The sequence below is a fragment of the Clostridium zhoujianii genome (assembly GCF_051590805.1).
Classification (GTDB): Bacteria; Bacillota; Clostridia; order Clostridiales; family Clostridiaceae; genus Clostridium.
On sequence record NZ_JBPUTF010000001.1, the window covers coordinates 627,828 to 653,034 of the forward strand.

Here is a 25,207-nt window from a genome sequence, read left to right on the forward strand (position 1 = left end):
AATAAAATTTCAGCATTAAATGCTATTTTGAAATATATATTATTATGCTGATAGATCTTATCTCAAAAGGTGGTAAGAACATTTTGATTTATAAGGGAGGTAATAGCGATGATAGAGGTTAGTCATTTGAGTGAAAAAGAAAGACTTAAAGTTCTGCCACAGAAGGTACAAGAAACCATCCAAGGCATATTGCAGATACTAGATACAGAATACGGAGCAGATAGAAACAAATACGAAGATAATGGAGGATAAATAATAGTTGTAGAGAATAAAGAGGACCACCAAGAAATAAAGAAAAAACCTACGTTGATTGTGATGATGTTATAGTTGAATTTGTGGACAAGATACTATGCAGTAATAGTGAAATTTTCATGAATAGCTTGATACTATGCAATAATGACTATGCCATATCATTAATGATTCCAATGGAATTAACACCACAAAATCTAATAAATTATATTGCAGAATGAAAGCCTTAATTACCAATAGAATGGTGATTAAGGCTTTTATATTTTGCAAAAAACATAGGAGGTTTTATATGACGAGGAAGGTAATAAAAGATACTAAATACTGTCAGATATTGAATCAAGGAAAAGTAACTGATGAGGAATATACCTATTGTATTGAAAAAATATTTATTTGTATTTACAGATAGGGAAGCACCTTATGATACTATTATGGACAACATAATAAAATCAGTAGTTGAGGCGAAAATACGTTCATATACAATAAGAAAAAAGGTATAGACCTTTACCTATATAATAAAGCTCATAATATTATGTATTCATATTGTGGGCTTTTACTTTAATAATATAATTAACCTCACTTAATACCGATACGGAGAAACCTATCATAAGTAAATGAGGTTTTTAATAAAACTGGAAAATTAATATCAAAAAAAAATAGTAACTTTAATAAGCTACTATTTTTTCTACAAAACTACTCTTTGTCTAACACATAGATATCTATCATGGCAGTTCTTTAGTAGTGTCCTTATTTACACTATAAACTTAACTTACAAGCAGTCGTGTAAATTTATTTTTATATAAGAGAATACTTAATACTATGGAAAGGACAATGGTAATTGTAATATAAATTAATATATCTAACAGTACTATCCCAGTTATAGACAGATTAGTAATGTTAAACATCAAGAGATTGAGAATTCCAAGATGAATTGCGTAAATTCCCAAGTTGTATTTTGATAAAGAAGCAAGTTTTGAATTCTTTACTGAAGAATTTGATGCATAGAGGTATAAAGATATGGCACCAATAATAGTAACTGGATTTACACTCATATGAAACCAGATATACAGTGTACGGTATCCATTGTTAGCAAAAATGAGGGCAATAATACCACCTAAAACACCAATTCCAATATAGCCTAATAATAAATATTTTTTGTTAAACTTTACTTTATAATCTTTTAAAGAATACCCAGCTAAATAATACCCAATAAACTCCACAGGATAATATATAGGAATATTTATAAATCCAGTCAATGTTCGTATAAATTCAGCCAGTGAACCTAATGATATTAAACTTATAGTTAATATCATTAATTTTTTAGGTGTAAGATTTTTAATAAATTTATTTATTAATGGAGTTAAGATATATAACATAAGGATTAAATAGAGATACCAAAGGTGTGAATAGGAACCGAATTTTACGGTCTCTATTAAGCCTTGCTTTAAGGTGAAATTTTGTTCTGTTCCTAATCTAAAAATCAAGTATATTATATTCCAAGCGACTAAAGGTATTAAAATTCTAGGTAATTTTGTTTTGTAAAATTCCTTTGCGGTTCTATTATTCAAATTAGATAAAAGATAACGACCACTAACCAGTACAAATAGAGGAACGCAAACTCTCGTTAATACTGAGATTATGGTAGTAAAAATAAAGGTTGAGTTAAAAGCGTCGTAGTTAAAAAACCAATATACAGAATCACAATGTAAAGTTATAACAAGTAGTGCAGCAAAAATTTTAAGTAAACTGATACTATCCTCTTTTACAATCATTTCAAAACCCCTTTTATAATTTAATAATAGGAAAATTATAACATTAAATATAGTGTCGTGAGATAATATAACGACATTGTGATATTTGTATTTAGGATATAAGTATTCAGTATGTTATTATTTAAATCAATACATCATATGAATCTATTTATTATAATGAAAATATGGAAGAAAAAAGAATGAATACTGATGAAATAGTTTTACCTAGATAATCAATTATATTTTTCATTATATGCAGTTTCAAGAGAAATAATATAAAATTTAAATATATTTTTATGTTATCAATAAATTGGTTAGATATTATATAATAAAACTACAAAGTATAAATTTAAATAATTATAAACTATCTGATAAATAAAATTATATAGGTACATAATGGGAGAAATATTTATGAAGCATCATGCTAAAATAGAAATAATTAATTCCTTTAAGGACTTATTAAATAATAAGTCTATGGACAAAGTTACAGTAAAAGAAATTTGTAATCAATGCGGAGTTAACAGACAAACTTTTTACTATTACTTTAAAGATATTATGGACATCCTTAACTTTATAACTTTTGAAGAGTTAGCTACAGAAATTGCACAAAATAAGACTTTTGAAACTTGGGATGATGGCTTTTTAGCTACAATGCATTATCTTAAGAAAAATTCAAAAATGATTTTACATATTTATAAATCATCTTATTGGAATGAAGCAAAGGTGTATTTTGTTGAGTTTTCAAATCAACTACTTAATTATGTAGTTGATGAATGTGAAAATAACTTAGATGTAAAATTACAGGATAAAGATCAACTGTTTATTGTTAATTTTTATAGACATGTCTTTAATGGACTCATGATGGATTGGGTAAGTGAAGGGATGAAAGAAGAACCAGAGGTTATTTTAAGAAAGCTTCGACTAATGATAAATGGAAGCATCCCTCGCTCCGTTGATGCTTTTATAAAAAATAAAGAAACAGAGTAAATTACACATCTTCAAACCAGACACTTTAGGCTAAATGTCTATTGTAAGAGCACTGCTGAAAATTGTACACTTTAATTGAAAATAATATAAATATATTTGATTAAGGGGGATAATGTATGTTTGTTTTTAATTATGCTGAAGGGGCAACAACCTTAAGTGTTTGGGGAGTGTGGATACTAGTTTTTGTAATACTATTTGCATTAAATGAAATAACTCGCAGATGGAAATATGCTGGGTTATTCTGTTTTGCTATTTTACCAATAATACTTTCAGCAATATGGTTTACAGTATTAAAAGATACTACTTATACAGATTGGTTTCATCTAGCAAAGGTTTATTCTGCCACTGCAGGATGTATAGGATTTTGGTGTATTAGACATCTTAAGGGGAAAAACAAATCCACAGGTAAGGAGTGGAGATTGTCTGATAAGAAGTGGGCACTATGTTTCCCACCTATAATTCTTGCAATTAACATACTAGAAGCAGTAGCCCGTGATTTTCAGGTTGGGATACAATATAAAGGTGGTGGAATCTTAGTTGATGATGCTATGTATGTAGTTGGTGGCCCATGGAATTTCATGAATGGTATTGCTGGTATTTTAAATATCATAGCTATCACTGGTTGGTTAGGAATATGTATACGAAAGAAAACTTCAAAAGATGGAAGCAAAGATATGCTTTGGCCGGATATGTTGTGGTTTTGGATTATAGCTTACGACCTTTGGAATTTTGCTTACACTTATAACTGTCTTCCAGGTCATGCTTGGTACTGCGGATTTGCATTACTTTTAGCGCCAACCCTTTGTGCTTTTACAATAGGAAAAGGAGCATGGCTACAGCATCGTGCACAAACCTTAGCATTATGGTGTATGTTTGCTCAGACATTCCCAGCCTTTATTGATAAAGGGACTTTTGCAGTTTCGTCAACCTATAATACTACTGCACTTTTCGGATTTAGTCTGGTTGCTTTACTTTCAAATATAGGTGTATTTGCTTATATGATTTATAAAGTAGTGAAAACAAAGAGAAATCCTTATACAAGTGAACTTTATACAGATCTTCAAAAATATAAGGAAGTTAAAGCTCTTACATATGGATCAAATATAAATGTTAATTATAGTAATACAAAAAATCTTTAAGGTAATGAAGATGGATCTGCATTAATGAACCTTTATATTGCATTAGGGTTTTATTAAAAAAGAAGCATGGACATTATTGCTATTTAGAATTGTGATTTCTGAACGTACCATAATTAAATGAGGTTTATAGTCTTAGTCAGTTAATATAAATGACTAAGGCTATTTTTATAAGTAAGAATACTGTATCATAAGCTAAATCATGTGTTTGAAATTAACACAGATAGAGTAAATATAATACAGTTAGATGAAGAAAATTTTAAATTACTTATTAATGATAGCAGTAAAATGGAAAGGAATTAACTTATGGATTATTTTATATTTGACAAAAAGATGAAATAAGAATAATATAACAATAAATCAATTGAGCTAAATTAAATTTAAAAAAATCAAAAGAGGTTTGTAATGGATAAATATGAGAAAATAAAACTAGATAATCAATTATGTTTTTCATTATATGCAGTTTCAAGAGAAATAATAAAAACTTATAAACCAATGCTAGATAAATATGAACTTACATATACTCAATATATTGCTATGTTAGTAGTATGGGAGCATGAAAAGATAACAGTAAAGGAAATGGGACAAAAACTACATTTAGATTCAGGAACTCTTACTCCTGTATTAAAAAAGCTACTTTCAATGGATTTAATAGATAAATATAGAGATAAAAATGATGATAGGGTAGTGGTTGTGGAGCTTACTGAAAAAGGAAGAAAGATGAAGGATGAAATTACTGAAGTTCCAGAAAAAATGTACTGTAAGTTTCATGGAAAGCTTGAAGATGCTGCTGAACTAAAAAGGTTATTAGATAATTTATTAGCAACATTCAAATAAGAATTTGTTAAGCTATACTTTTAATTAGAATTGATTTTAGAATTAAAGGTGCATATAGCAAATTCTATAATTTTAAAATAATTAATTGAGTTAAATTAAATTTAGTTAAACTAAATGCAAAGAAATTAAAGAAAGGAAATAAAAACTATGAAATTCTATGATTATTCAGCAATAAAAATGAATGGACAAGAAGTTAAGATGAACACTTTTAAAGGAAAAGTTATATTAATAGTTAATACAGCAAGTAAATGCGGCTTAACACCACAATTTGCTGAATTAGAAGAATTAAATAAGAGATACAAAGAAGAAGGTTTAGAAATTTTAGGTTTTCCTTGTAATCAATTTGCAAGCCAAGATAAAGGAAGTAATGAAGAAATACAAGAATTCTGCTCTTTAAATTATGGAGTTACATTTAGCATGTTCCAAAAGATTGATGTTAATGGAGAAAATGCACATCCATTATATAAGTTCTTAAAAAATGAGAAAAAAGGTTTGCTAAGTCAAGAAGTTAAATGGAACTTTACAAAATTCCTTATTGATTCAGAAGGAAATGTAGTTAAAAGGTATGGACCTACAGTAAAGCCATTAAAAATTCAAGAGGATATTGAAAAGTTATTAAAGTAAAATTAAGAAGGATTTTATAAGAAGGAGAAAATAAATTATGACAAATGATTTTAAAGAAATTTTAAGAGGACGCCGTTCAATTCGTAACTATGATACAGGTGTAAAAATAAGCAAGGAAGAGATGGCAGAAATTCTTGAAGAAGCAACACTTGCTCCTTCTTCAGTTAATATGCAACCATGGCGTTTTCTTGTAATTGAAAGTAATGAAGGAAAAGAAAAACTCGGGCCACTTGCAAGTTTTAATAAGCTTCAAGTTGAAACATCTTCAGCAGTAATAGCTTTATTTGGAGATCTTAACAATTTTGAGTATAGTGAAGAAATTTACAGTAAAGCAGTAGAACTTGGATATATGCCTTTAGAGGTTAAAGAAAAACAAATGTCCTTCATTTCATCCATTGCATCAAAATTAGATCCACAGGTAAATAGAGAGACAGTATTAATTGATGGTGGTCTTGTAGCTATGCAATTAATGCTTGTAGCACGTTCACATGGATATGATACATGTCCAATAGGTGGTTTTGATAAGGAGAATATTGCAGAAGCATTTGATTTAGATAAGAATCGATATGTACCAGTTATGCTTATTTCTATTGGAAAAGCAGGTGACAATGGTTATAAATCTGTACGTCTTCCAATTGACAAAGTTGCACAATGGAAGTAGTTTTCTTAACCATAGAAGGAGAAGTTAAATTATGAAATTAAGTGTTTTAGATCAAGGAATAATATCAAAAGGTAATTCAGCTATTGATACTTTGAATAATTCAATAGAACTAGCTAAGTTTGCAGATGAATTGGGATACCATAGAATATGGTACTCTGAGCATCATTCTAGCGAAGGATTAGCCTGTACAGCTCCAGAAATATTAGTAGCACATATAGCATCTGTAACAAAAAATATTCGTGTTGGAACAGGAGGAGTTATGTTAATGCATTATTCTCCATATAAGGTTGCAGAAGTATTTAATATGCTTAGTACCTTGAATCCAAACAGAATAGACATAGGGATTGGTCGTGCACCTGGTGGTGATTATGCGTCTATGGTTGCATTAGCTCAAGGGAAAAATCCTGAAATGCATAATTTATATAGTAAGATATCAGAAACATTAATGTATATGAGTAATACCCACTCAAATAAAAATACTTTTGCAGGGCCTATAGGTTCACCTCTTCCTGAGGCTTGGATGTTAGGTTCAAGTGGGAACAGTGCTGTCCAAGCAGGTAAACTTGGTCTTGGATATTCTTATGCTCACTTTATTGGTTCTACATTAGAAGAAGCTGTTTTTGATGATTATAGAAGAAGCTTTATTCCATCAGAATTTGTGCAAAAACCACAAATAAATATTGGGTATTCTGTTGTAGCAGCAGAGACAAAGGATGAAGCAGAATTTGAAGCAGCAAGCCTTGATCTAATGTTTTTAAATATAGGAAAAGGTATTTCAGGTTCCCTTGTATCCCCAGAAGAAGCATTAAGTTATTCTTATAGTGAAATAGATAAGATGAGAATTCAAGCTAATCGTAATCGTATGTTAGTAGGATCTTCAAAAGAAATTGCTGATATATTAAGAAGCAACGAAGAAAAGTATGGCATTGATGAAGCTATGATTGTTGGAGTAAATTATTCAATGGAAGCAAAACTTAGAACATATAAATTACTAGCTAAAGAATTATTATAGTAAATTTAAAACATCAGTAAATAAGGTAATAATCTACAAAAAAGAGACAGTAGAAAGTTTGTTTTACACAAATATCTACTGTCCTTTAATTTTATTTAAATAAAGTTCTACAAGTCTTTATTTTCCCAAAGTATTGATTCTGGCATTTCTTCAAGTACTGAATTTAGTGTATTTATAATAGTATCTTTTTTTATTGCTGATGAAGATAGTAATTGCCTATAAATCTTACTACCTCTTTGACCTTGAAATAAGCTTTGAAGAGGAGCAATTAAAGTATGGACACTAGTATCCTTTTCCAACTCATCAATAACATAAGGGATATAAGCTTTAATTAATTCACCTCTTGAGATAATATTATCATGGAAAGCCTCATTAATAAGATTATCTAAGTGAGCTAGAAGATAGCAATTTTCATAAGCAACTCTTCCAAGCATTACAGCATCTACTTTTGTAAGTGCATCCTTAATTGAATCTAATGTTTTAAAACCACCGTTAATTTCTATATTTAAATAGTTAAAATCTTTTTTTAGTCTATAAACCATATCATAATTAAGGGGTGGTATTTCTCTATTATCCTTTGGACTTAATCCTTTCAATATAGCAGAACGGGCATGAATAGTATATCTGTCGGCTTTAGCTTTAGATACTGTATCTAAAAATTCTAATAAGTCTTCATAACCTTCCATAATTATTTTGCTATTCTTATCTTCCACTACACCAGTTCCATCAATACCAATTCTATGCTTAATAGTTACAGGTTTATTTGTAGCTTCCTTCATTGCAGATAGTATTTCATATACTAATTCTTTAGAAGACATTAAAGCTGCTCCCATTAAGTTCCCTGAAACCCTATCAGATGGACATCCACAGTTTAAATTAACTTCCTTATAATTATAATCTTCAGCTAGTTTAACTGCTTTGTAAGCATCCTCTGGAGTAGAGGCTGCAATTTGAAGTGCAACATCACCTTCTTCTTTATTAAAGTATAATATTTTATCTCTATCACCATTAATTATAGCTTGGGCTGTAACCATTTCTGTGTAAAGGAGAGCACCTTTAGTCATAAGTCTAGTAAAATATCTAAAATGCCTGTTGGTTTTATCAACCATTGGGGCAATACTTATTTTAGGGGTATCTATATTTGAAATGTATTTTTCCATAATTATATCCTTTCATTTATTGTAACTTTGATAGTTATATATTTTTAATTATTATAGCATAGGAAGGAAAGATGATAGTATTGAAATTGATATTATTAAATTAAAAGTCAGGATGATATAATCGAAGTTGAATTTAAATAATTTAAGGAATATGTATAGTATTTTACATAGGATAAAGAAATAAATTAATTAGAATTAGTAGGGAAAAGGAGGAGCACATATGGCGATTTATGGACTTGATGAAAGAATTATATTTCCAAATCCAGAGCTTGGTGAAGAAGATGGATTACTTGCTGTTGGAGGAGATCTTTCAATAGAAAGATTAATTTTAGCTTATAGTAATGGAATATTTCCTTGGTATAATCCAGGAGAAGAAATACTTTGGTGGTGTCCTAAGGAAAGGTATATTATAAGGCCTGAAAATATACATGTATCTAAAAGTATGAAAAGGCTTTTAAATAAAGGGGATTTTGAAATCAAATATAATGAGAATTTCCATGGAGTAATATCAAATTGTAAAGAACTTCGTGAGAGTGCTGAAGGAACTTGGATAACAGATGAAATTAGGGAAGCTTATATTAATTTACATAAGAGAGGCTTTGCAGATTCTGTTGAGGTCTATAGAGATAATGAATTAGTTGGTGGAATTTATGGAGTAAGGCTTGGTAAATGTTTCTTTGGTGAGAGTATGTTTTCTAAGATACCTAGTGGTTCTAAAATAGCTTTGATTTATTTATGCAAAAAGCTTGAAAGAGAAGGATTTAAGTTTTTAGATTGTCAATTCCATACAGAGCATCTTGAAAGTATGGGAGGGGAATACATTTCGTGGAAGGAATTTAAAGAGTTATTGGAAGAGGGAATAAAGAGGGGAAATTTGAGAGTTTTTTAATAATATATTATTTAGAATAGTACATAGAAAATTGAATATATAAGTAATATATCCAGCAATAGTATCAAGGAATCAACCTATTTCTGCCTCCATACTCAAGATGTTATATTATATACAAAAGTATAATATAAATAGTACTGAGTAAAATTAAGGGGAAGATCATGGCAAAGGGTAGCAAATGCAATGAGAACTATTATAGTGAGAATTCACCAAATTATTTGATAGAGTACAGAGGAAACTTTAAAGAGGAAATAGATAAATTAGATTATGCCTGTGGGGATATATTAACAGAAAGGCTAGGGGTAGTTTCTGTTTCTAGTGAGAATATAAGTAGGCTTATAAATGATATGACAAGTATAGTTTTTTTTGAGCCTAGAAGTCAGTATGTATTACAGGAGGTATCACCAACAAATATAGATGAAATCTATAAAATGAAGGAAAACCCCTACTTGAATCTCACAGGGAGGGGGGTACTTGTTGGTATTGTGGATACAGGAATAGACTATTTAAATAAAGAATTCATGAGGGAAGATGGAACAACAAGAATTCAAAGTATATGGGATCAATCAATTTCTACTGGAAAAAGTGAGTCAGTATATATTGGTGAAATCTATACAAGTGAAGATATTAATAAAGCTATAAATATAGCTAAGAGGAGTGGAGATCCATATGTGGCAGTGCCTTCAAAGGATGAGGTAGGTCATGGAACAAAAATGGCAAGTATTATTGGAGCAAGAGGATTTAATAAAGATCTTCTAGGTATAGCGCCAGATTGTGAATTTGTAGTGGTAAAGGCGCTGGAGTCCCTTAATTACAAAAAACTTATGAGAGAAAATGGAGTGGCAGAAAAACCAGCATACAATGCATCAGAAATATTAGCAGGTATAGAATATTTGAAGAACTATTCATTAAAGGTAGGAAAACCAATAGTAATCTGTTTAGGAGTTGGAACTACTGAAGGTAGCCATGATGGAAATAATTTAATATCTAGATACATAACTGATATAGGAAATTTAAGAGGAGTTATAACAGTTGCTGGCACAGGTAATCAAGGTACTGCAGCAGGTCATGCATCTGGCTATATTAGAAACACAGGAGATATTAGAACAATTGAATTAAATATAACAAAAAAGATGTATGAGCTTTCATTTACAGTTTGGGTACGTAGACCTAATAAGATGGCTATAAATATAATATCCCCAACAGGCGAGTCCTCTGAATTTATTCCACCTAAAATAAGGAATATTGAAGAAAGAAAATTTGTTTTTACAAATACAGTTTTAAAAATATATCATTTTATACCTGAACATTTTACAGGTAATCAAGCAATAATTGTAGATTTAGCAAATTTAAGTATTGGAATATGGAAAATACAATTAAGAGGGGATTATATAGTTAATGGAAGGTACGACATATGGTTACCACCTAAAGAAGTTTTACCAGAAGGAACAGCATTTTTAGAACCAGATCCATATATTACATTAACAATACCTTCTACAGCTAGAAAAGTAATAACTGTATCTTATTATAATAATGAGAAAAGTACAGGAATACTTGAATCAGGTAGAGGATTTAATTCCAATAATTTAATAAATCCTGACATAACAACATCTGGAATAAATATATTAACAACAAAAGCCCTGGGAGGGGTTACAACCTTTTCCGGAAGTTCAGCAGCTACAGCAGTAGTTGGTGGTGTATGCTGCTTATTATTACAATGGGGTATAACTGATAAGAATGATTTAACTATGTATTCTACAACTATAAGGTCATATCTTATGTATGGGGCTAAAAGGCGTAAGGAGTTTACTTATCCAAATAGAGAAGTTGGCTATGGAGTATTAGATTTAGTTGGGATTTTTAAATTTATTGGTGGTTTATATGAGGATATAAGTAGAAGTAGCAATGAGGAAGAGGATGGATATTATATTGGGGATTTATTTATAAGAATGCCTGAGAATAAGGAGGCTAACCAATATGGCGAATAATGCTGTGCCAGAATTTGTTTTTATGGATGAAGTATATAAACATTACATGGTTCAATATCAAGGGGATATTGAAGGGGATATATTAAGATATCCTGAATACTATGTAACAATAGTGGATGAAAAATATGCAATAATATCAACGAAATCGGATATAGATTTAGAAGATAATTATGGAATATTTCCATCTATTATATTTGTTGCTTTTTCAGCATATTATACTTTGCAAGATATAGATTTAGTTTCAAGTGAAAAGCCGAAAGCAGTAATCTTTGATTCTCCACTTAAGTTAACAGGAGAGGGAACTATTGTTGCCCTCATTGGAACAGGAATTGATTATATATCTGAAACATTCATGGATGAAAATGGTATGACAAGAATTGAAGGTATTTGGGATCAAACAATATTATCAAAGGAAGATAATAGACACCCGAATACTGCATATGGTAGTTATTATACAAGGGATAAAATAAATGAAGCTATTAGAGTTCATAGAAATGGAGGAGATCCATATAGTATAGTCCCAAGCAAAGATGATACTGGATATGGAACAAGCATGGCTTCTGTAATAGGTGGAGATAATAAAAAGTTAAATTTTAAGGGAATGTCACCAAAATGTAGCTTTATAGTTGTAAAGCTAATAGAGGCACAGAACCTAAAAAAAAGATATGGAATAGAAATTCCAATATATAACTTAACCTCTATTATTATATCCTTGAAGTTTTTATATGAATATGGCATCGAAAGAAGAAAGCCATTATCAATATATTTTCCTTTGGAAACTAACTCAGGAAATCATAAAGGTAGTGGATTACTTGAAGAATATATAGAGTCAATTGCAATGAGTATGGGAATAGTAGTTATTTCAGGAACAGGAAATGAAGGTGCTAACGGAGGTCATACATTTGGAGTTATAAATGCAGAGGGGGAAATGAAAACCATACAGCTAGATGTGGATAAACCGCAAAAATATCTTGAAACAGAAATATGGATAGATGTTCCTAATATAATGACATTAGAAGTAATTTCTCCATCTGGAGAAAGTACAGGTAGAAGTCCAACTCTATTAAAAACCTCAGGAAGTTATAATTATATATTTGAAGATACTAGAGTTACAATAAAATATTTCATGCCGGAATTAACATCTGGAGATGAATTAATACGGATAATTTTTGAGAATATAGTTCCTGGTATATGGCAGTTTAGACTAACAGGAAGATTAATTTCAGATGGAATCTTTAATGCTTGGTTACCTCAAAAAGGAATTACACTTGGAGAAACAAGGTTTAGACCATTTGACCCATATGGTACCAGCACTAATCCATCGAATTCAAGATATCTAGTATCAGCAGCAGCTTATAATCAGATGAATAATAATATAGTTAACTTTTCAGGGGTAGCAAGTTTAGATGATTATATAGATAGGATTGATGTAGCAGCACCAGGAGTTAAGGTTTTAACAGTAACAAAAAATAATAAATTGACGTCGGTAAGTGGTACAGCAGTATCAGCAGCAGTAGTTACAGGAGTATGTGCCTTGTTATTTGAGTGGGGAGTAGTCAATGGGAATAATAGATATCTTTTTGCACAAACTCTTAAGGCATATATTGATAGAGGAACATATCAAAGAAAAGGAGATATATACCCAAATCCTCAGTGGGGTTATGGAATCTTAGATGTATTTGAGATATTTAGAAATATGACATAATGGAGAAGGGTAATAAGGTCGAAATAAAAATATATAAAAGAATACTTTAACAAGTATTAAAAAGTGTGGTATAATATGTAATAATTACTATTAAGTAATAAAGGAGGAATCATAAGATGATAGAAGTAAAAGATATAAAGGTTGAAAGTTTACAATGTTCTGTGACTTTGGTATATGAGGATCAACAAATAGATAATAAGGTTTTAGAGAAATTAAAGTCAAAAAAGGTATTTGAGGGAAAAAGTGAACAAGTATTTTATAGAACTACTAATGACTTTAATTATGAAATATATGTGGGCTTAGGAAAGTATGAAGAGTTAGAAAGAGAAGACTTTGTAAATGCAGTTGCTAAGGCTATAAAACAAGCAGAAAAATTAAAGGTAGATAACCTTGGTATAAACTTTATAAAAGTTAAAGATTTATGTACAGGAGGTACTACAAAAGCTATAGTAGAAGGGGTTAAACTGGCAGGCTATAAATTCAGTAAGTATAATAAAGGCAAAGAAAGCTATAATCCAGATGTAACTATATTGGGTGCACCAAAGGAAAAGGCAGAAAAGATGAGAGCAAAAATAGCTGAAGCTAGTAATGTTATGGATGGTGTGATTCTAGCTCGTGACCTTGTAAATGAACCTGCTAACATATTGTATCCAGAAATATTAGCAGAACGTGCAGTTTTAGCTGGAAAAGAAAGTGGATTTGAAGTAGAAATATTTGATGAAAATGAAATAGAAGAATTAGGAATGAAGGCATTCTTAGAGGTTGCAAAGGGATCTATTCATAAACCAAAATTAATTGTCATGAGATATATTGGTAATCCTAAGAGTAATGAAAAAATCGGACTTGTAGGTAAGGGTCTTACTTTTGATACAGGTGGATATTCTCTTAAACCATCAGGATCTATGGACACTATGAAAAGTGACATGGGTGGAGCAGCTGCTGTTATTGGAACAATGCAAGCCTTAGCAAAGAATAAAGCAGAAAAGAATGTAATAGCAGTAGTAGCATCTTGTGAAAATGCTATTTCAGGTGGAAGCTATAAGCCAGGAGATATTATTGGGTCTATGGCAGGAAAGACTATAGAAGTATTAAATACAGATGCAGAAGGTAGATTAACATTAGCTGACGCTATTACTTATATTATTGAAAAAGAAAAGGTAGAAAAAGTAGTAGATGTAGCAACTCTTACAGGAGCAGTGCTAGTAGCACTAGGTACTGAAATAACAGGAGTAGTAGGTAACAATGATGCTTTTTATGATGAGCTACTTGTAGCAGCAAAGAGAAGCGGAGAAAAATTCTGGAGACTTCCAAATGATAAGTGCTTTAAAAAGTTATATAAAGGTACTGTTGGAGAACTTAAAAATGTTGGTGGACGTAATGCTGGAACAATTACAGCAGGTATGTTTATAGAAGAGTTCGTACAAGATAAGCCATGGTTACATCTTGATATTGCAGGAACTGCATGGACAGATGAAGGAAATGATTGTACACCTAAGGGTGGAACAGGAGTACCTGTTAAAACATTATATGAACTTGTTGTAAAACATGTATGTAAGCATTCTAAATAAAAAGTACGCATAGTATCTATTCTAAAAACATATATTGTTATCAAGATATTTATAGCATTGGAGAGATTATGTATGTGTACGGTTATTACATTAGAATCTATGCAAGGAGAAAACTTTTTTGGAAGAACGATGGATTTTTCCTATCCAATTGAAGCAGGACTTTATGTAATACCTAGAAAAAATCAGTGGTATAGCACTGTAACAATGAAAAAGTACATTGATAGCTATAGTTTTATTTGTATTGGTCAAGAAAGCGATGATATATTAGGTGTTTTCGATGGGGTAAATGAAAGAGGATTTGCTGCAGCAGTTTTATATTTTAATGGTTATGCTTATTACGATTTACCTACTAAGGATAAAAAGCCAATTGGTTCTTTAGATTTTCTACATTATATTTTAGGGTCTTGCAGTTCAGTAGATGATTTAAAGGGATTATTAAAAAATATAAGTATAATAGGTCAAGAAGATCCTGTTACTAAAATAGCAGCTCCATTACATTGGATTGCTACTGATAGAAGTGGTAAGTCTGTTGTTATTGAACAGACTAAAACAGGTCTTAATATGATTAATAATCCAATAGGAGTTATGTCTAATAGTCCTGATTTTAGCTGGCATATGACTAATTTAAGAAATTATATGGATTTATCAATTGAGCAGAGAAAGGAAGCTTATTGGAAAGATGTATCCTTAAAACCTTTCGGGCAGGGTACAGGAAGCAGACTTCTTCCAGGAGGATTTACCTCTCCTGAGCGTTTTGTTCGGACAGCATTTTTAAAAACCCATGTACAAGTTCCCAGAGATAGATCAGAAACAATTATCTCATGTTTTCATATAATGAATAGTGTTTCTATTCCAAAGGGAATTGTTATAACGGATAGAGGAACATATGATTATACGAAATATATTGCTTTTATGAGCACTAATACCTGTGAATATTACTTTAAAACCCATGAGAATGATCAAATCATAACGGTAAGTCTTTGGGATCATTGTATGCATACTACGGGAGTAGCATCTCTTGGAAGTATTATACGAGATCCTATATCATTTCAACATTTTTAATCGAAAAGGAGCAGTATCAATAGTTATTTTGATGCTGCTCCTTTTGCTGTGTCCAGGATGGGCAACGAAAATATAACAAATTTTATAAAAGCAAACGAAAACTTAAATTTAATTCTAGTAATAGTGCAGAATTAAATAATACACTAAAAAATCAATTCTTTACTGACTTAGGATTGAAAATCCTAACGGGTCAATATATCAAAATCAAGCCAATGATATAAATAGTATCATTGGCTTGTGTTATAATTATTTTAGTAAGTTTTTGGAAAATGCAGAAACATAAGAAGGGTTTTATTGAATAGAAGGTATTTAGTAGATAATACAAAGGTTATGAATAGAAGTTGATATTTAAGGAGGGGTACAGGGGGGAAGAATATAATTCAGAGTTTTGCAACGTAAAGTATATAACGGAAGATAATATTGTTTTACTTACTTGGAAGGGGGCTGCATATTTAGATAACTATAGAAAGCCAACTATTTTTGCATCTGATTTATTGGCTAAGAATAAAGGAAGTAATTTTATTGTAGATGCTAGAAATGGTTTTGAAGATGACGAAAGAGATGTAAGGTGGGGATTTTCAACATTACTTCCATTAATGGCTAAAACAGACTGTAAGATAATTTGCTTTATTATGAATAGTGTTAATATATTTACATAGAGATTATATTGTCCACTTTTTTGTATAATGATTATAGGACAAAAGAAAACTTAAAAAGTCGGGATGTCAAACTTTCATGGTGATAAGATTAGATTAAGGAATTGGAAGAGAGGTAAAAAGTATGGAATGGATTGAAAGTATTAGAGAAGCTATTGTTTATATTGAAGAAAATATTACCGAGGATTTATCCATGAATGAAATTGCAGATAGGGTTAATATTTCTCCTTTTTATTTTCAAAAAGGATTTGGAATATTATGCGGCTATTCTTTAAATGAGTACATTAAGAGAAGAAGACTTGCACTTGCCGGCAGTGAGGTTTTATCTACTAATGGAAAAATAATAGATATTGCAATAAAGTATGGATATGATTCTCCAGATAGTTTTACTAAAGCTTTTACAAGATTTCATGGAGTTACACCATCTTCAGTTCGTAAAGAGGGTGCAATGATAAAGTCCTTTGTTCCCCTTAAAATCAAATTTTCATTGGAAGGTGGATATATTATGGATTATAAAATAGTTGAGAAAGATGCATTTAAGGTTATAGGAGCTTATGGGAAATTTAAATATGATTCTGCATTTATGGAGGTACCTTCATTCTGGAATGAGCATATTTCTAAAGGAAAGCAAAAGGAGATATGCGGAATGTATGGTATTAACATTGATGAAGAAATGAGTGGAAATGAATTTGAGTACCTTATTGCAGATGATTATTCAAAAGAGAAAGAAGGTATGGAAGGTTATATAGTTAAAACAATACCTAAGTTTACCTGGGCTGTTTTCCCTTGCAATGGACCAAGTCCATCAGCAATTCAAGATACCAATAAGAAAATATTTTCAGAGTGGTTACCAAACTGTAGAGATTACGAGATTGCTGCAGGGTATAATATAGAGATGTATGGTGATCCAAGTGAGTATGAAAAAGGAATTTTAGATGAAAATTATTATAGCGAAGTTTGGATTCCAGTAAAGAAGAAATAGGGATTAATTAAGATATTAGTATATGTAAGTTTTTTAGTCTTAGCCATTTAATTTAATTGGCTAAGACTATTTTATTGCAGAAGTATATCTATAATCTTCAAATCTATTTCATCAAACATAAAGTAAAAATCCTTTAATTCTAAAATAGAAACTGACGAATTAATTTCACATTTCAACATTAAATTGATATATAATGAGTATAACAACTTTAAGAAAATAAGTAAATTTTTAGATGTGAGAGGGAAGATAAGTATATGAATAAAAGTGTTTTGTTAATTGTGGATGTTCAAAAGGCATTAGTTAAAAAAGGTCCCTATAATGAAGACAAGGTAATAGATAATATTAAAAAACTTATTTCTGCTGCAAGAAGTAATGAAAAGGAAGTTATATATATTTGTCATGATGATGGGAAGGGCGAAGAATTAGAGAAGGGTACTGATGGATGGCAAGTTTATGATGATGTAGCACCTAATAAGAATGAGAGAGTTTTTGATAAGGAGTATAATAGTGCTTTTCATAAAACTGATTTAAAGGAATACTTAGATAGTAAGGGGATAAATACAATAATATTAGTTGGACTTCAAACAGAATATTGTATTGATGCTACTTGCAAAAGTGCCTTTGATAATGGATACAAAATAATCATCCCAGAAGGAACAAATACAACTTTTAGTAATGAGTATCTACCTGGTGAGAAACTTTATGAGTTTTATAATTATAATATATGGAACAAGCGCTTTGCAAATGTAATACCTCTTGATGAAGTAATTAGTAATTTAGAAGATAATTAATTTACTTTTACAATAGAAGGAATTAAAAAGTTAAGAATCTAGAATATTATATTGTTAAGAAATTATAATATCATGGATTCTTTTATTTTTTCATTTAAAAACCTCAATTTTTTTTAATATCATCTTAAATATTGAAATTTAATACAATTAAGTATATACTTATACTTCAATATAATACAAAATATGTAAAAATTGGGGGTAAAAATGAAAATTAAAAGAGTAGTAAAGTGCTTATTATCGTTAATATTAATTATAACGTTAATAAATGTAGTACCTGTCAAGGCTAAGATATTAGGCGCAGATACAAATGTATTAAATGATTTTGAAGCTAATAATTATTCTAATGAGGTAAAGCAGATTAGCGAACTACCTGTATCTAGAGGAAAATATATTTATTTGTCAATGTTGACTATAGACAAATATAATTATCCAAGTAAATATATTCCTTATGGGAAGACATTCTCTATAAAAGGTAATGTTGTGTCTGGAGTTACTATTAAATCCGTAGGGGTAAGAGTTTTGGATAAGAATAAAAAAGTATGTACAGGTGGATTTGCTAAAACAAATACTAATTCATTTTCCTTAGCTAACCTTGATGCATATGTTGAATTCGATAATCTTGAGGTTGGTAAATATACTTATGAAGTTTATGCCACAGACTCATATTATAACAAAGAACGTATTGTACTTAGGGAAGAATTTGAGGTGAAGAAGGGTGCTTCAAGTATAAAATTGAGTAATTACAATGCACCACCAAAGGTACTGAATAAAGGGCAAGCACATTCAATTTACGGAACAGTTTCTTCAACCTCTAATATAATGGTGGTAGAAGTACAAATAAGAGATCTTGTGACGGATGAGGTGTGGGCTGCTAAGAAGAGTGGAATAATTAATGCCAAAACTTATTCATTAGCAAAATTAGATAATGAGGTTTACTTTAACAAGCTAGAGCATAGTGCATATCTATATGATATTTATGTGGTAGATGCTAGCGGTAATACTGCAAGATTTGTGAATTCAGCTTTCATAGTAGATTAAAGGATTAGTATATAAGAGGCTAATAGTTTAAAAATACAAACTATGTGATAGATAAGATAAAGTTAAGAATCTAGGATATTATATTTTTAAGGAATTATAATATCTTTGATTCTTTTAATTTTTTATTTAAAACCTCTATTTTTATTTAATATCATATAAATATTGAAATTTAATGCAATTAGGTATATATAGTGATGGATATTCATCAAAATATTATGATAATGTAAGTGTTAGGATAAATAATATTGTAAGTATAATTAGTAAATTGGTATTTGATAAGGTTACTACTAAAATGATTATATCTTAGGAACTAAGCAATATAAAGGCAGATATGTTGGATGATAAGTTACAAGTTCATAATTAGGAGAAAGGAGCAAGGAGATATATGAAAATATGGAATATGAGATGCGATTGTGATAAATATACTGGGTATTTTATTAAAGATGAAAATATTAAAGAAAGTATAGATGAATCCATTAATAGAGGGATAGCTATAGATGACTGGGAACCTATAAAAATTAGAAAAGAAAAGGAGATAAATCATACAGGGAATATATCTCATTTATGGTCTATAGTAGGTTGCTTTATTGCTGATGAGAAAGCAAAAGTATCATTAGAAAAGTATTTTCCGGGAAAGATACAATTTTTGAAGGTGATTAATGATGAAGATGGAGAAGAGTTATATTTATCGAATATACTTGAGTGTATTGAAGGAATAGATTATGAAAAATCAGTTCTTAGGGTATATTTAAATAAGTTTATTGCTGGAGTAGATAAGTATGTTTTTACAGATGATGTTTTAAATAACCCTATATTTAAATTAAAATTAAATAATATAATAATGCCAGGAGGCACATATGTAAATGATGATTTTAAGAATAGGATTAATGATTTAAATTTAACAGGATTAACATTTGAGGAACTATATGATAGGGATGAATTACATAAGACTAACTCATAGTTGATGTATATTTTAATGAGAATAGAAAGAAAAAATAATTATAAGACTTTTAACACATAAGTTATATAAATATAGAAAAACATAAAATACAATTAGTGAAAAAATAAAAAAACCTCTGAAATTCAGAGGTTTTTTTACTTATAAAGTTTCACAAATTGTAGTTAAAATTGTTTGGTGCCGCTGGTGGGACTCGAACCCACATGGTCTCCCGCATGATTTTGAGTCATGTGCGTCTGCCATTCCGCCACAGCGGCATATTATTTTGTAAAACCATATTACCATAAGTAGAAAAATAATTCAATAGAGAAATTTTTCTACTTAAAAATCCATTTTTTTATTAATATTAGGTTGTAGGAAAGGTCTTCATTTGCTAGAATAGATGTTAGGATGAAATTACCCCTAGTGGGACAATTTTTGACCTAGTATATAATATAGTTTGCGAAAAAGCTATAATAATTAGGGAGGAGAAAACAATATGATGTATTCAAGAGAAGTTGAAGAAATGTGTGTAATTGCTAAAGGCCCAAATCATGGACCAGCACCAATACCTGAAGAAGGTAAGTGGGTATTAGCTAAAGAAGTAAAGGATATTTCAGGTTTAACTCACGGAGTTGGTTGGTGTGCACCACAACAAGGAGCTTGTAAATTAACTCTTAACGTTAAAGATGGGATCATTGAAGAAGCATTAGTTGAAACAATAGGATGTTCAGGAATGACTCACTCTGCAGCTATGGCTTCAGAAATCTTACCTGGAAAGACTATTTTAGAAGCATTAAACACAGACTTAGTTTGTGATGCTATAAACACAGCTATGAGAGAATTATTCTTACAAATTGTATACGGAAGAACTCAAACAGCTTTCTCAGAAGGTGGACTACCTATCGGAGCAGGTCTTGAGGACTTAGGAAAGGGTCTTAGATCACAAGTTGGTACTATGTACGGAACAGTTGCTAAGGGACCTAGATACTTAGAAATGGCTGAAGGATATGTAACAAAGCTTGCATTAGATGAAGATAATGAAATTACAGGATATAAGTTCGTTCACTTAGGTAAAATGATGGAAATGATCGGTAAGGGAATGGACGCAACTGAAGCTTTAGAAAAAGCATCAGGACAATACGGTAGAGTTGACGATGCAGTTAAGCTAGTTGACCCAAGACACGAATAATTAATTGATAAGGAGGAATAATCATGCCATTATTTGAAAGTTATGAAAGAAGAATAGGACAAATCACTCCGGTACTAGAAAAGTACGGAATGAAGACTATGGAAGATGCTAAAGCAGTTTGTGAATCAATAGGGATTGATCCATATACAATAACTAAGGAAACTCAACCAATCGCATTTGAAAATGCTGGATGGGCTTACACTTTAGGTGCTGCTATAGCTATAAAGAAGGGTTGCAAGAAGGCTGCTGATGCTGCTGAAGCAATCGGAGAAGGTTTACAAGCTTTCTGTATTCCAGGATCTGTTGCAGACGATAGATTAGTTGGAATAGGACACGGAAACTTAGGAGCTATGCTTTTAAGAGAAGAAACTAAGTGTTTCGCATTCTTAGCAGGTCACGAATCATTCGCTGCTGCTGAAGGTGCTATAAAGATAGCTGAAAAAGCTAACAAAGTAAGAAAAGAACCATTAAGAGTTATCTTAAACGGTCTTGGAAAAGATGCTGCTATGATAATTTCAAGAATCAATGGTTTCACATATGTTGAAACAAGCTTCGACTTCTACACTGGTGAAGTTAAGGTTGTTAGAGAAAAGGCTTACTCAAACGGAGACAGAGCTAAGGTTAGATGCTACGGTTCAAACGACGTTAGAGAAGGTGTTGCAATAATGCATTTAGAAGGTGTTGACGTATCAATCACTGGTAACTCAACTAACCCAACTAGATTCCAACATCCAGTAGCTGGAACATACAAGAAAGAATGTATGCAAGAAGGCAAGAAGTACTTCTCAGTAGCATCAGGTGGTGGTACTGGTAGAACTCTTCACCCAGATAACATGGCTGCAGGTCCAGCTTCATACGGTATGACTGATACTATGGGAAGAATGCACTCAGATGCACAATTCGCTGGTTCATCATCAGTTCCTGCTCACGTAGAAATGATGGGTCTAATCGGAATGGGTAACAATCCAATGGTTGGAGCTACTGTTGCTGTTGCAGTTGCTATAGAAGAAGGAATGAACAAGTAATTTAAACTTTTGTTTAGATTAATTCATAAAGCTCAATGTAGGTTTAAAACTTACATTGAGCTTTTTTTATATGTTAAGCTAAATAAGTTATAATTATTTTAAGACAATGTAACAATTTCTATTTTTTATTACTCTAATCTAGTATAAGGGGGTGAAGGTAATGCATATACAAGATGAAATAGAAACAATTTACTATACCTACTCTGATGATGTTTATCATTATTTACTTTCTATGAGTCGTAATCCAGATATAGCTGAAGATATACTGCAGAATACTTTTATGAAAGTTATGAATGGAATTGCTACTTTTAAAGGTAACTCATCTCTAAAAACATGGATATTTACAATTGCACGGCATGAATATTTTCACTACCTGAAAAAGAGTAAATCAACAGTTCCATTAGATGAGGGTCTGCAAATTAAAGATAATATATACGATAATTACGAAAATAAAGAGAAGGTAGAAGAGATTTTAAATTATATTGATAAATTAGAAGAACCCTATCGTTCACTAATGGTATTACGCCTTGTAAATGATATTACTTTTAGAGAAATTGCAATTATACTCAACAAAACAGAGAGTTGGGCAAGGGTAACCTTCATGAGGTATAAGTGCAAATTAGTACAAGATTTAAAGGAGGAATTGTAATGAAGGAATTAAATTGTTTTGTTGTACAGGACTTGCTTCCAAATTATTCAGAAGGACTTACTATGGAAGAGACAAATAAATTAATAGAAGAGCATTTTGAATCTTGTGATGAATGTAGAAGGTTATATGAAAGTTGTAAGACAGAAATAGAAATTTCAATAGATAAGCCAGATAAAAAAGATAATAAGATTATTAATGCTATGAGATTTAAGTTTCTATGGTACATGTTCTGGCCTACATTATATGGAGTCTTATTACAGATTGGAAAGGATCCATTAGGGTTAATGATAACAATACTTGGAGTTTTAGGATTTGTATTTTTAGGTTCTAATGTATATGAATATGATTTCGAATTAGATGATAGTAAGAAGGAATTTTATAAGAGAGAAAATGAGAATATAAATAGTGGAAAGGGATCATTCTTAATACAAGGAATCTTCTGGATGTTACCAATAATAGTTCCAGTTATTTTAATGATAATACCTATTGTTATATCTATGATGTAATAGGTATGCGTGAAAAATTAAAGAGCTAAATGTATGTTTAATCATACATTTAGCTCTTTAATTTTAATCAAATATAGATAGTACATATGTAATCAGAAACAATCAGCTCTTATTTTAAGCATGGATATATCACATATGATTAAAGAATTGGCTAGATTTACAATTAAACAAGTTAATGCTAATATTAACAATATAAGGAAAATGGAGAAGTGAAAGATGGGTGTATAATGTCAAAGTTTATTATAGAAGAAGAAGCAACTAAATCAAAAGCAAATACAGCCTCCACTGCAATAGAAAATATAAGAAATACCTTGATTAATGCGGAAAGATTTATAAATAGTGCTATTGAGCTAATTAATGAGGATGAGGAATTAGGGAATTTATATTTTCCATCTCAAAGAGGTTTTTATGATGGACTTGCCGATAAAATACTTGATTTAAGAAGATTTGGAGATAGAGCTGGTACAATAAAAGTTAGGCCTATAAAATAATAAGGAGAATATGAATATGGAGAAAGAAACAATATCAATCACAATATATGGAAAAAATATTGATAATAATTTTAAATGGGAAGAGTGGTATGAAGAAGCTAAAAAAATAATTGAATCATTAGGATATGATTATAATTATGTAGGAATAAGAACTCAAAAGCTTAATTCTGGAAAAGTAATGAAATTGAGTAGAAATGAAAAAAAGGTTCTTAATGAAATTAAAAGTGGTCAAGAAATTAAGTACATTTCAATGTTTTCATTACCAGAAGATTTTCAAAGTGCTTCTTTTGATTATGATGTAATGATAGTAAGGAATTCTCAGTTTATAACATTAACAGTTAATAAAGGTGATTTTAATAAAATAGATGAACAAAAATTATTACAGCTGTTAAGCAAATATGTTAATAATGAGCATGTAGAAATATATGAAATGGATAGATATGAATCGCCATTAATTTATGCATCAAAGGCTAATCCGATATCATTCTTTAAAACACTAAAGATAATCAAAGAGATAAGTTAAGTGTATAATTTTAAAAATGCATTGAAAGAAGTTAAAAAGGTTAATTTATGTTTTAGGAGATGGAAAAAGCATCAACTATTAGGAAATCAGATGATGTAATTGCAGCTGGACAATTGAAATATCTTCTACGTCAGTAAATTAGTCCATTTGTTCACAATGATTATAGTATTATAGAGTTAAAAGATATATATAATAAGTTTAATAGTAGTGTAAAAGATTCTGGATGGTGACTATACTATTGATTTGTGGGAAAGGTGGTTTAACAAATAATGTCTAGAATTAATCATGATTTAATTGAAGAAAGTTTAAAGGAATTAGAAAATATAAGTTTATTTACAGAGAAAAAGAATAACCTATCAGGAATAATTGTATAAAAGTCAGAGCTATAATGGGGAAAAAGAATAATTTTTTTGAGAAAATATTCGAAGCATATTTATCAGGGGGATGGCCATGTGGTTGGAGTGGAGATTATCAAAAAGGAAAGCTAAAAGTGTTCTTTAGAAAAATATAAGAGTAGATGATTTTGAATTAAGATAAACTATAATCTTCAAATCACAATAATTATAAAAAGAAGTGCAGAATATGGTGAAAAGTATGAATTTATTTGATTATATTATAAACATTCTAATTTAAGAATATTTTTACAAGAAAACGTTGACATATTTCGACTTGTATGTATAATTAGAATTGTAATGATAATTAAATATATAAATTAAATTGCGTGTTACTTCAAAAGAAGGCATTAGCTAATACAATTATATTCCCAGAATAAATGGGGATATAGACATTGT

At 30.3% G+C, this 25,207-nt stretch carries 28 protein-coding genes and 1 tRNA gene; 26 read left to right on the forward strand and 3 right to left on the reverse strand.

All coding sequences use genetic code 11. From position 1 onward, the window contains the following. The first annotated feature begins 108 nt into the window (after window positions 1-108). The 3 genes from ACSYT2_RS02820 (at window position 109) to ACSYT2_RS02830 (ending at window position 746) form a co-directional block, all read left to right on the forward strand. A complete protein-coding gene (locus ACSYT2_RS02820) occupies window positions 109-252 on the forward strand; it encodes a hypothetical protein (RefSeq protein ID WP_438383335.1) in 144 nt (47 codons plus the stop codon). An 83-nt stretch (window positions 253-335) separates the two neighbouring features. Beyond that, window positions 336-470 (forward strand): hypothetical protein, encoded by a 135-nt coding sequence (locus tag ACSYT2_RS02825; protein ID WP_438383337.1) that lies wholly within the window; start codon window positions 336-338, stop codon window positions 468-470. A 153-nt stretch (window positions 471-623) separates the two neighbouring features. After that, window positions 624-746, forward strand: a complete 123-nt coding sequence (locus tag ACSYT2_RS02830; RefSeq protein WP_438383338.1) for a hypothetical protein — start codon at window positions 624-626, stop codon at window positions 744-746. Between the two features lie 264 nt (window positions 747-1,010). On the opposite strand, the gene ACSYT2_RS02835 is transcribed toward ACSYT2_RS02830, so the two are convergent. Next, window positions 1,011-2,018, reverse strand: coding sequence for an acyltransferase (locus tag ACSYT2_RS02835; protein ID WP_438383339.1), 1,008 nt, complete (start codon window positions 2,016-2,018; stop codon window positions 1,011-1,013). A gap of 390 nt (window positions 2,019-2,408) precedes the next feature. Here ACSYT2_RS02835 and ACSYT2_RS02840 point away from each other — a divergent pair, with 390 nt between their 5' ends. The 6 genes from ACSYT2_RS02840 to ACSYT2_RS02865 all read left to right on the forward strand — a co-directional run bounded on the left by ACSYT2_RS02840 (window position 2,409) and on the right by ACSYT2_RS02865 (window position 7,254). Next, the gene (locus ACSYT2_RS02840) at window positions 2,409-2,984 is read left to right on the forward strand and encodes a TetR/AcrR family transcriptional regulator C-terminal domain-containing protein (RefSeq protein WP_430857298.1); all 576 of its coding nucleotides are present in this window, start codon (window positions 2,409-2,411) and stop codon (window positions 2,982-2,984) included. A gap of 116 nt (window positions 2,985-3,100) precedes the next feature. Then, window positions 3,101-4,123, forward strand: coding sequence for a DUF5692 family protein (locus tag ACSYT2_RS02845; RefSeq protein ID WP_438383342.1), 1,023 nt, complete (start codon window positions 3,101-3,103; stop codon window positions 4,121-4,123). A 402-nt stretch (window positions 4,124-4,525) separates the two neighbouring features. Continuing rightward, a complete protein-coding gene (locus tag ACSYT2_RS02850) occupies window positions 4,526-4,957 on the forward strand; it encodes a MarR family winged helix-turn-helix transcriptional regulator (protein ID WP_438383345.1) in 432 nt (143 codons plus the stop codon). A gap of 147 nt (window positions 4,958-5,104) precedes the next feature. Beyond that, window positions 5,105-5,581 carry a glutathione peroxidase gene (locus tag ACSYT2_RS02855; RefSeq protein WP_438383347.1) on the forward strand — a complete coding sequence of 159 codons (477 nt, stop codon included), beginning with the start codon at window positions 5,105-5,107 and terminating at the stop codon, window positions 5,579-5,581. Window positions 5,582-5,618: 37 nt separating this feature from the next. Continuing rightward, window positions 5,619-6,242, forward strand: coding sequence for a nitroreductase family protein (locus ACSYT2_RS02860; RefSeq protein ID WP_438383349.1), 624 nt, complete (start codon window positions 5,619-5,621; stop codon window positions 6,240-6,242). 31 nt (window positions 6,243-6,273) lie between these two features. Further along, window positions 6,274-7,254, forward strand: a complete 981-nt coding sequence (locus tag ACSYT2_RS02865) for an LLM class flavin-dependent oxidoreductase (RefSeq protein ID WP_438383350.1) — start codon at window positions 6,274-6,276, stop codon at window positions 7,252-7,254. Between the two features lie 107 nt (window positions 7,255-7,361). Here the strand turns inward: ACSYT2_RS02865 and dusA are convergent, their stop codons facing one another. Beyond that, on the reverse strand, window positions 7,362-8,414 hold the full coding sequence (gene dusA, locus ACSYT2_RS02870) for a tRNA dihydrouridine(20/20a) synthase DusA (RefSeq protein ID WP_438383352.1): 1,053 nt from the start codon (window positions 8,412-8,414) through the stop codon (window positions 7,362-7,364). Between the two features lie 220 nt (window positions 8,415-8,634). Here dusA and aat point away from each other — a divergent pair, with 220 nt between their 5' ends. From aat to ACSYT2_RS02920, 10 genes are all read left to right on the forward strand, one after another. Beyond that, a complete protein-coding gene (gene aat, locus ACSYT2_RS02875) occupies window positions 8,635-9,303 on the forward strand; it encodes a leucyl/phenylalanyl-tRNA--protein transferase (RefSeq protein WP_438383353.1) in 669 nt (222 codons plus the stop codon). A gap of 161 nt (window positions 9,304-9,464) precedes the next feature. After that, complete coding sequence (locus ACSYT2_RS02880; RefSeq protein WP_438383355.1) at window positions 9,465-11,291, forward strand: S8 family peptidase; 1,827 nt, start codon at window positions 9,465-9,467, stop codon at window positions 11,289-11,291. Continuing rightward, on the forward strand, window positions 11,281-12,996 hold the full coding sequence (locus ACSYT2_RS02885) for a S8 family peptidase (RefSeq protein ID WP_438383357.1): 1,716 nt from the start codon (window positions 11,281-11,283) through the stop codon (window positions 12,994-12,996). The genes ACSYT2_RS02880 and ACSYT2_RS02885 overlap by 11 nt, the downstream gene beginning before the upstream one ends. Before the next feature lie 116 nt (window positions 12,997-13,112). Next, window positions 13,113-14,564: a leucyl aminopeptidase gene (locus ACSYT2_RS02890; protein WP_438383359.1), complete on the forward strand. Its 1,452-nt coding sequence runs from the start codon at window positions 13,113-13,115 to the stop codon at window positions 14,562-14,564. A 72-nt stretch (window positions 14,565-14,636) separates the two neighbouring features. After that, window positions 14,637-15,626 (forward strand): choloylglycine hydrolase family protein, encoded by a 990-nt coding sequence (locus tag ACSYT2_RS02895; protein ID WP_438383361.1) that lies wholly within the window; start codon window positions 14,637-14,639, stop codon window positions 15,624-15,626. A gap of 341 nt (window positions 15,627-15,967) precedes the next feature. Then, window positions 15,968-16,285, forward strand: coding sequence for a hypothetical protein (locus tag ACSYT2_RS02900; protein ID WP_438383363.1), 318 nt, complete (start codon window positions 15,968-15,970; stop codon window positions 16,283-16,285). Between the two features lie 121 nt (window positions 16,286-16,406). Then, window positions 16,407-17,264: an AraC family transcriptional regulator gene (locus ACSYT2_RS02905; protein ID WP_438383366.1), complete on the forward strand. Its 858-nt coding sequence runs from the start codon at window positions 16,407-16,409 to the stop codon at window positions 17,262-17,264. A gap of 254 nt (window positions 17,265-17,518) precedes the next feature. After that, window positions 17,519-18,055 (forward strand): cysteine hydrolase family protein, encoded by a 537-nt coding sequence (locus ACSYT2_RS02910; protein ID WP_438383367.1) that lies wholly within the window; start codon window positions 17,519-17,521, stop codon window positions 18,053-18,055. Window positions 18,056-18,259: 204 nt separating this feature from the next. After that, on the forward strand, window positions 18,260-19,093 hold the full coding sequence (locus ACSYT2_RS02915) for a hypothetical protein (protein WP_430857313.1): 834 nt from the start codon (window positions 18,260-18,262) through the stop codon (window positions 19,091-19,093). A gap of 385 nt (window positions 19,094-19,478) precedes the next feature. Continuing rightward, the gene (locus tag ACSYT2_RS02920) at window positions 19,479-20,054 is read left to right on the forward strand and encodes an imm11 family protein (RefSeq protein ID WP_430857314.1); all 576 of its coding nucleotides are present in this window, start codon (window positions 19,479-19,481) and stop codon (window positions 20,052-20,054) included. Between the two features lie 172 nt (window positions 20,055-20,226). Here ACSYT2_RS02920 and ACSYT2_RS02925 read toward each other — a convergent pair. Further along, window positions 20,227-20,308: transfer RNA gene (locus ACSYT2_RS02925), tRNA-Leu, on the reverse strand. A 221-nt stretch (window positions 20,309-20,529) separates the two neighbouring features. Between ACSYT2_RS02925 and ACSYT2_RS02930 the strand changes: the two genes are divergently transcribed. From ACSYT2_RS02930 to ACSYT2_RS02960, 7 genes are all read left to right on the forward strand, one after another. Next, entirely contained in the window at window positions 20,530-21,222 is a 693-nt protein-coding gene (locus ACSYT2_RS02930) for an iron-sulfur cluster assembly scaffold protein (protein WP_430857315.1), read from the forward strand. Window positions 21,223-21,245: 23 nt separating this feature from the next. Further along, window positions 21,246-22,247 carry a GGGtGRT protein gene (locus ACSYT2_RS02935; RefSeq protein WP_430857316.1) on the forward strand — a complete coding sequence of 334 codons (1,002 nt, stop codon included), beginning with the start codon at window positions 21,246-21,248 and terminating at the stop codon, window positions 22,245-22,247. Window positions 22,248-22,407: 160 nt separating this feature from the next. Continuing rightward, complete coding sequence (locus tag ACSYT2_RS02940) at window positions 22,408-22,896, forward strand: RNA polymerase sigma factor (RefSeq protein WP_438383369.1); 489 nt, start codon at window positions 22,408-22,410, stop codon at window positions 22,894-22,896. After that, window positions 22,896-23,402, forward strand: coding sequence for a zf-HC2 domain-containing protein (locus tag ACSYT2_RS02945; protein ID WP_430857318.1), 507 nt, complete (start codon window positions 22,896-22,898; stop codon window positions 23,400-23,402). Before ACSYT2_RS02940 ends, ACSYT2_RS02945 begins: the two co-directional genes overlap by 1 nt. Before the next feature lie 227 nt (window positions 23,403-23,629). Further along, window positions 23,630-23,893 (forward strand): hypothetical protein, encoded by a 264-nt coding sequence (locus ACSYT2_RS02950; RefSeq protein WP_430857319.1) that lies wholly within the window; start codon window positions 23,630-23,632, stop codon window positions 23,891-23,893. A 16-nt stretch (window positions 23,894-23,909) separates the two neighbouring features. Next, window positions 23,910-24,416: a hypothetical protein gene (locus tag ACSYT2_RS02955; protein ID WP_430857320.1), complete on the forward strand. Its 507-nt coding sequence runs from the start codon at window positions 23,910-23,912 to the stop codon at window positions 24,414-24,416. Between the two features lie 388 nt (window positions 24,417-24,804). Then, a complete protein-coding gene (locus ACSYT2_RS02960; RefSeq protein WP_430857321.1) occupies window positions 24,805-24,927 on the forward strand; it encodes a hypothetical protein in 123 nt (40 codons plus the stop codon). Window positions 24,928-25,207 lie beyond the last annotated feature (280 nt).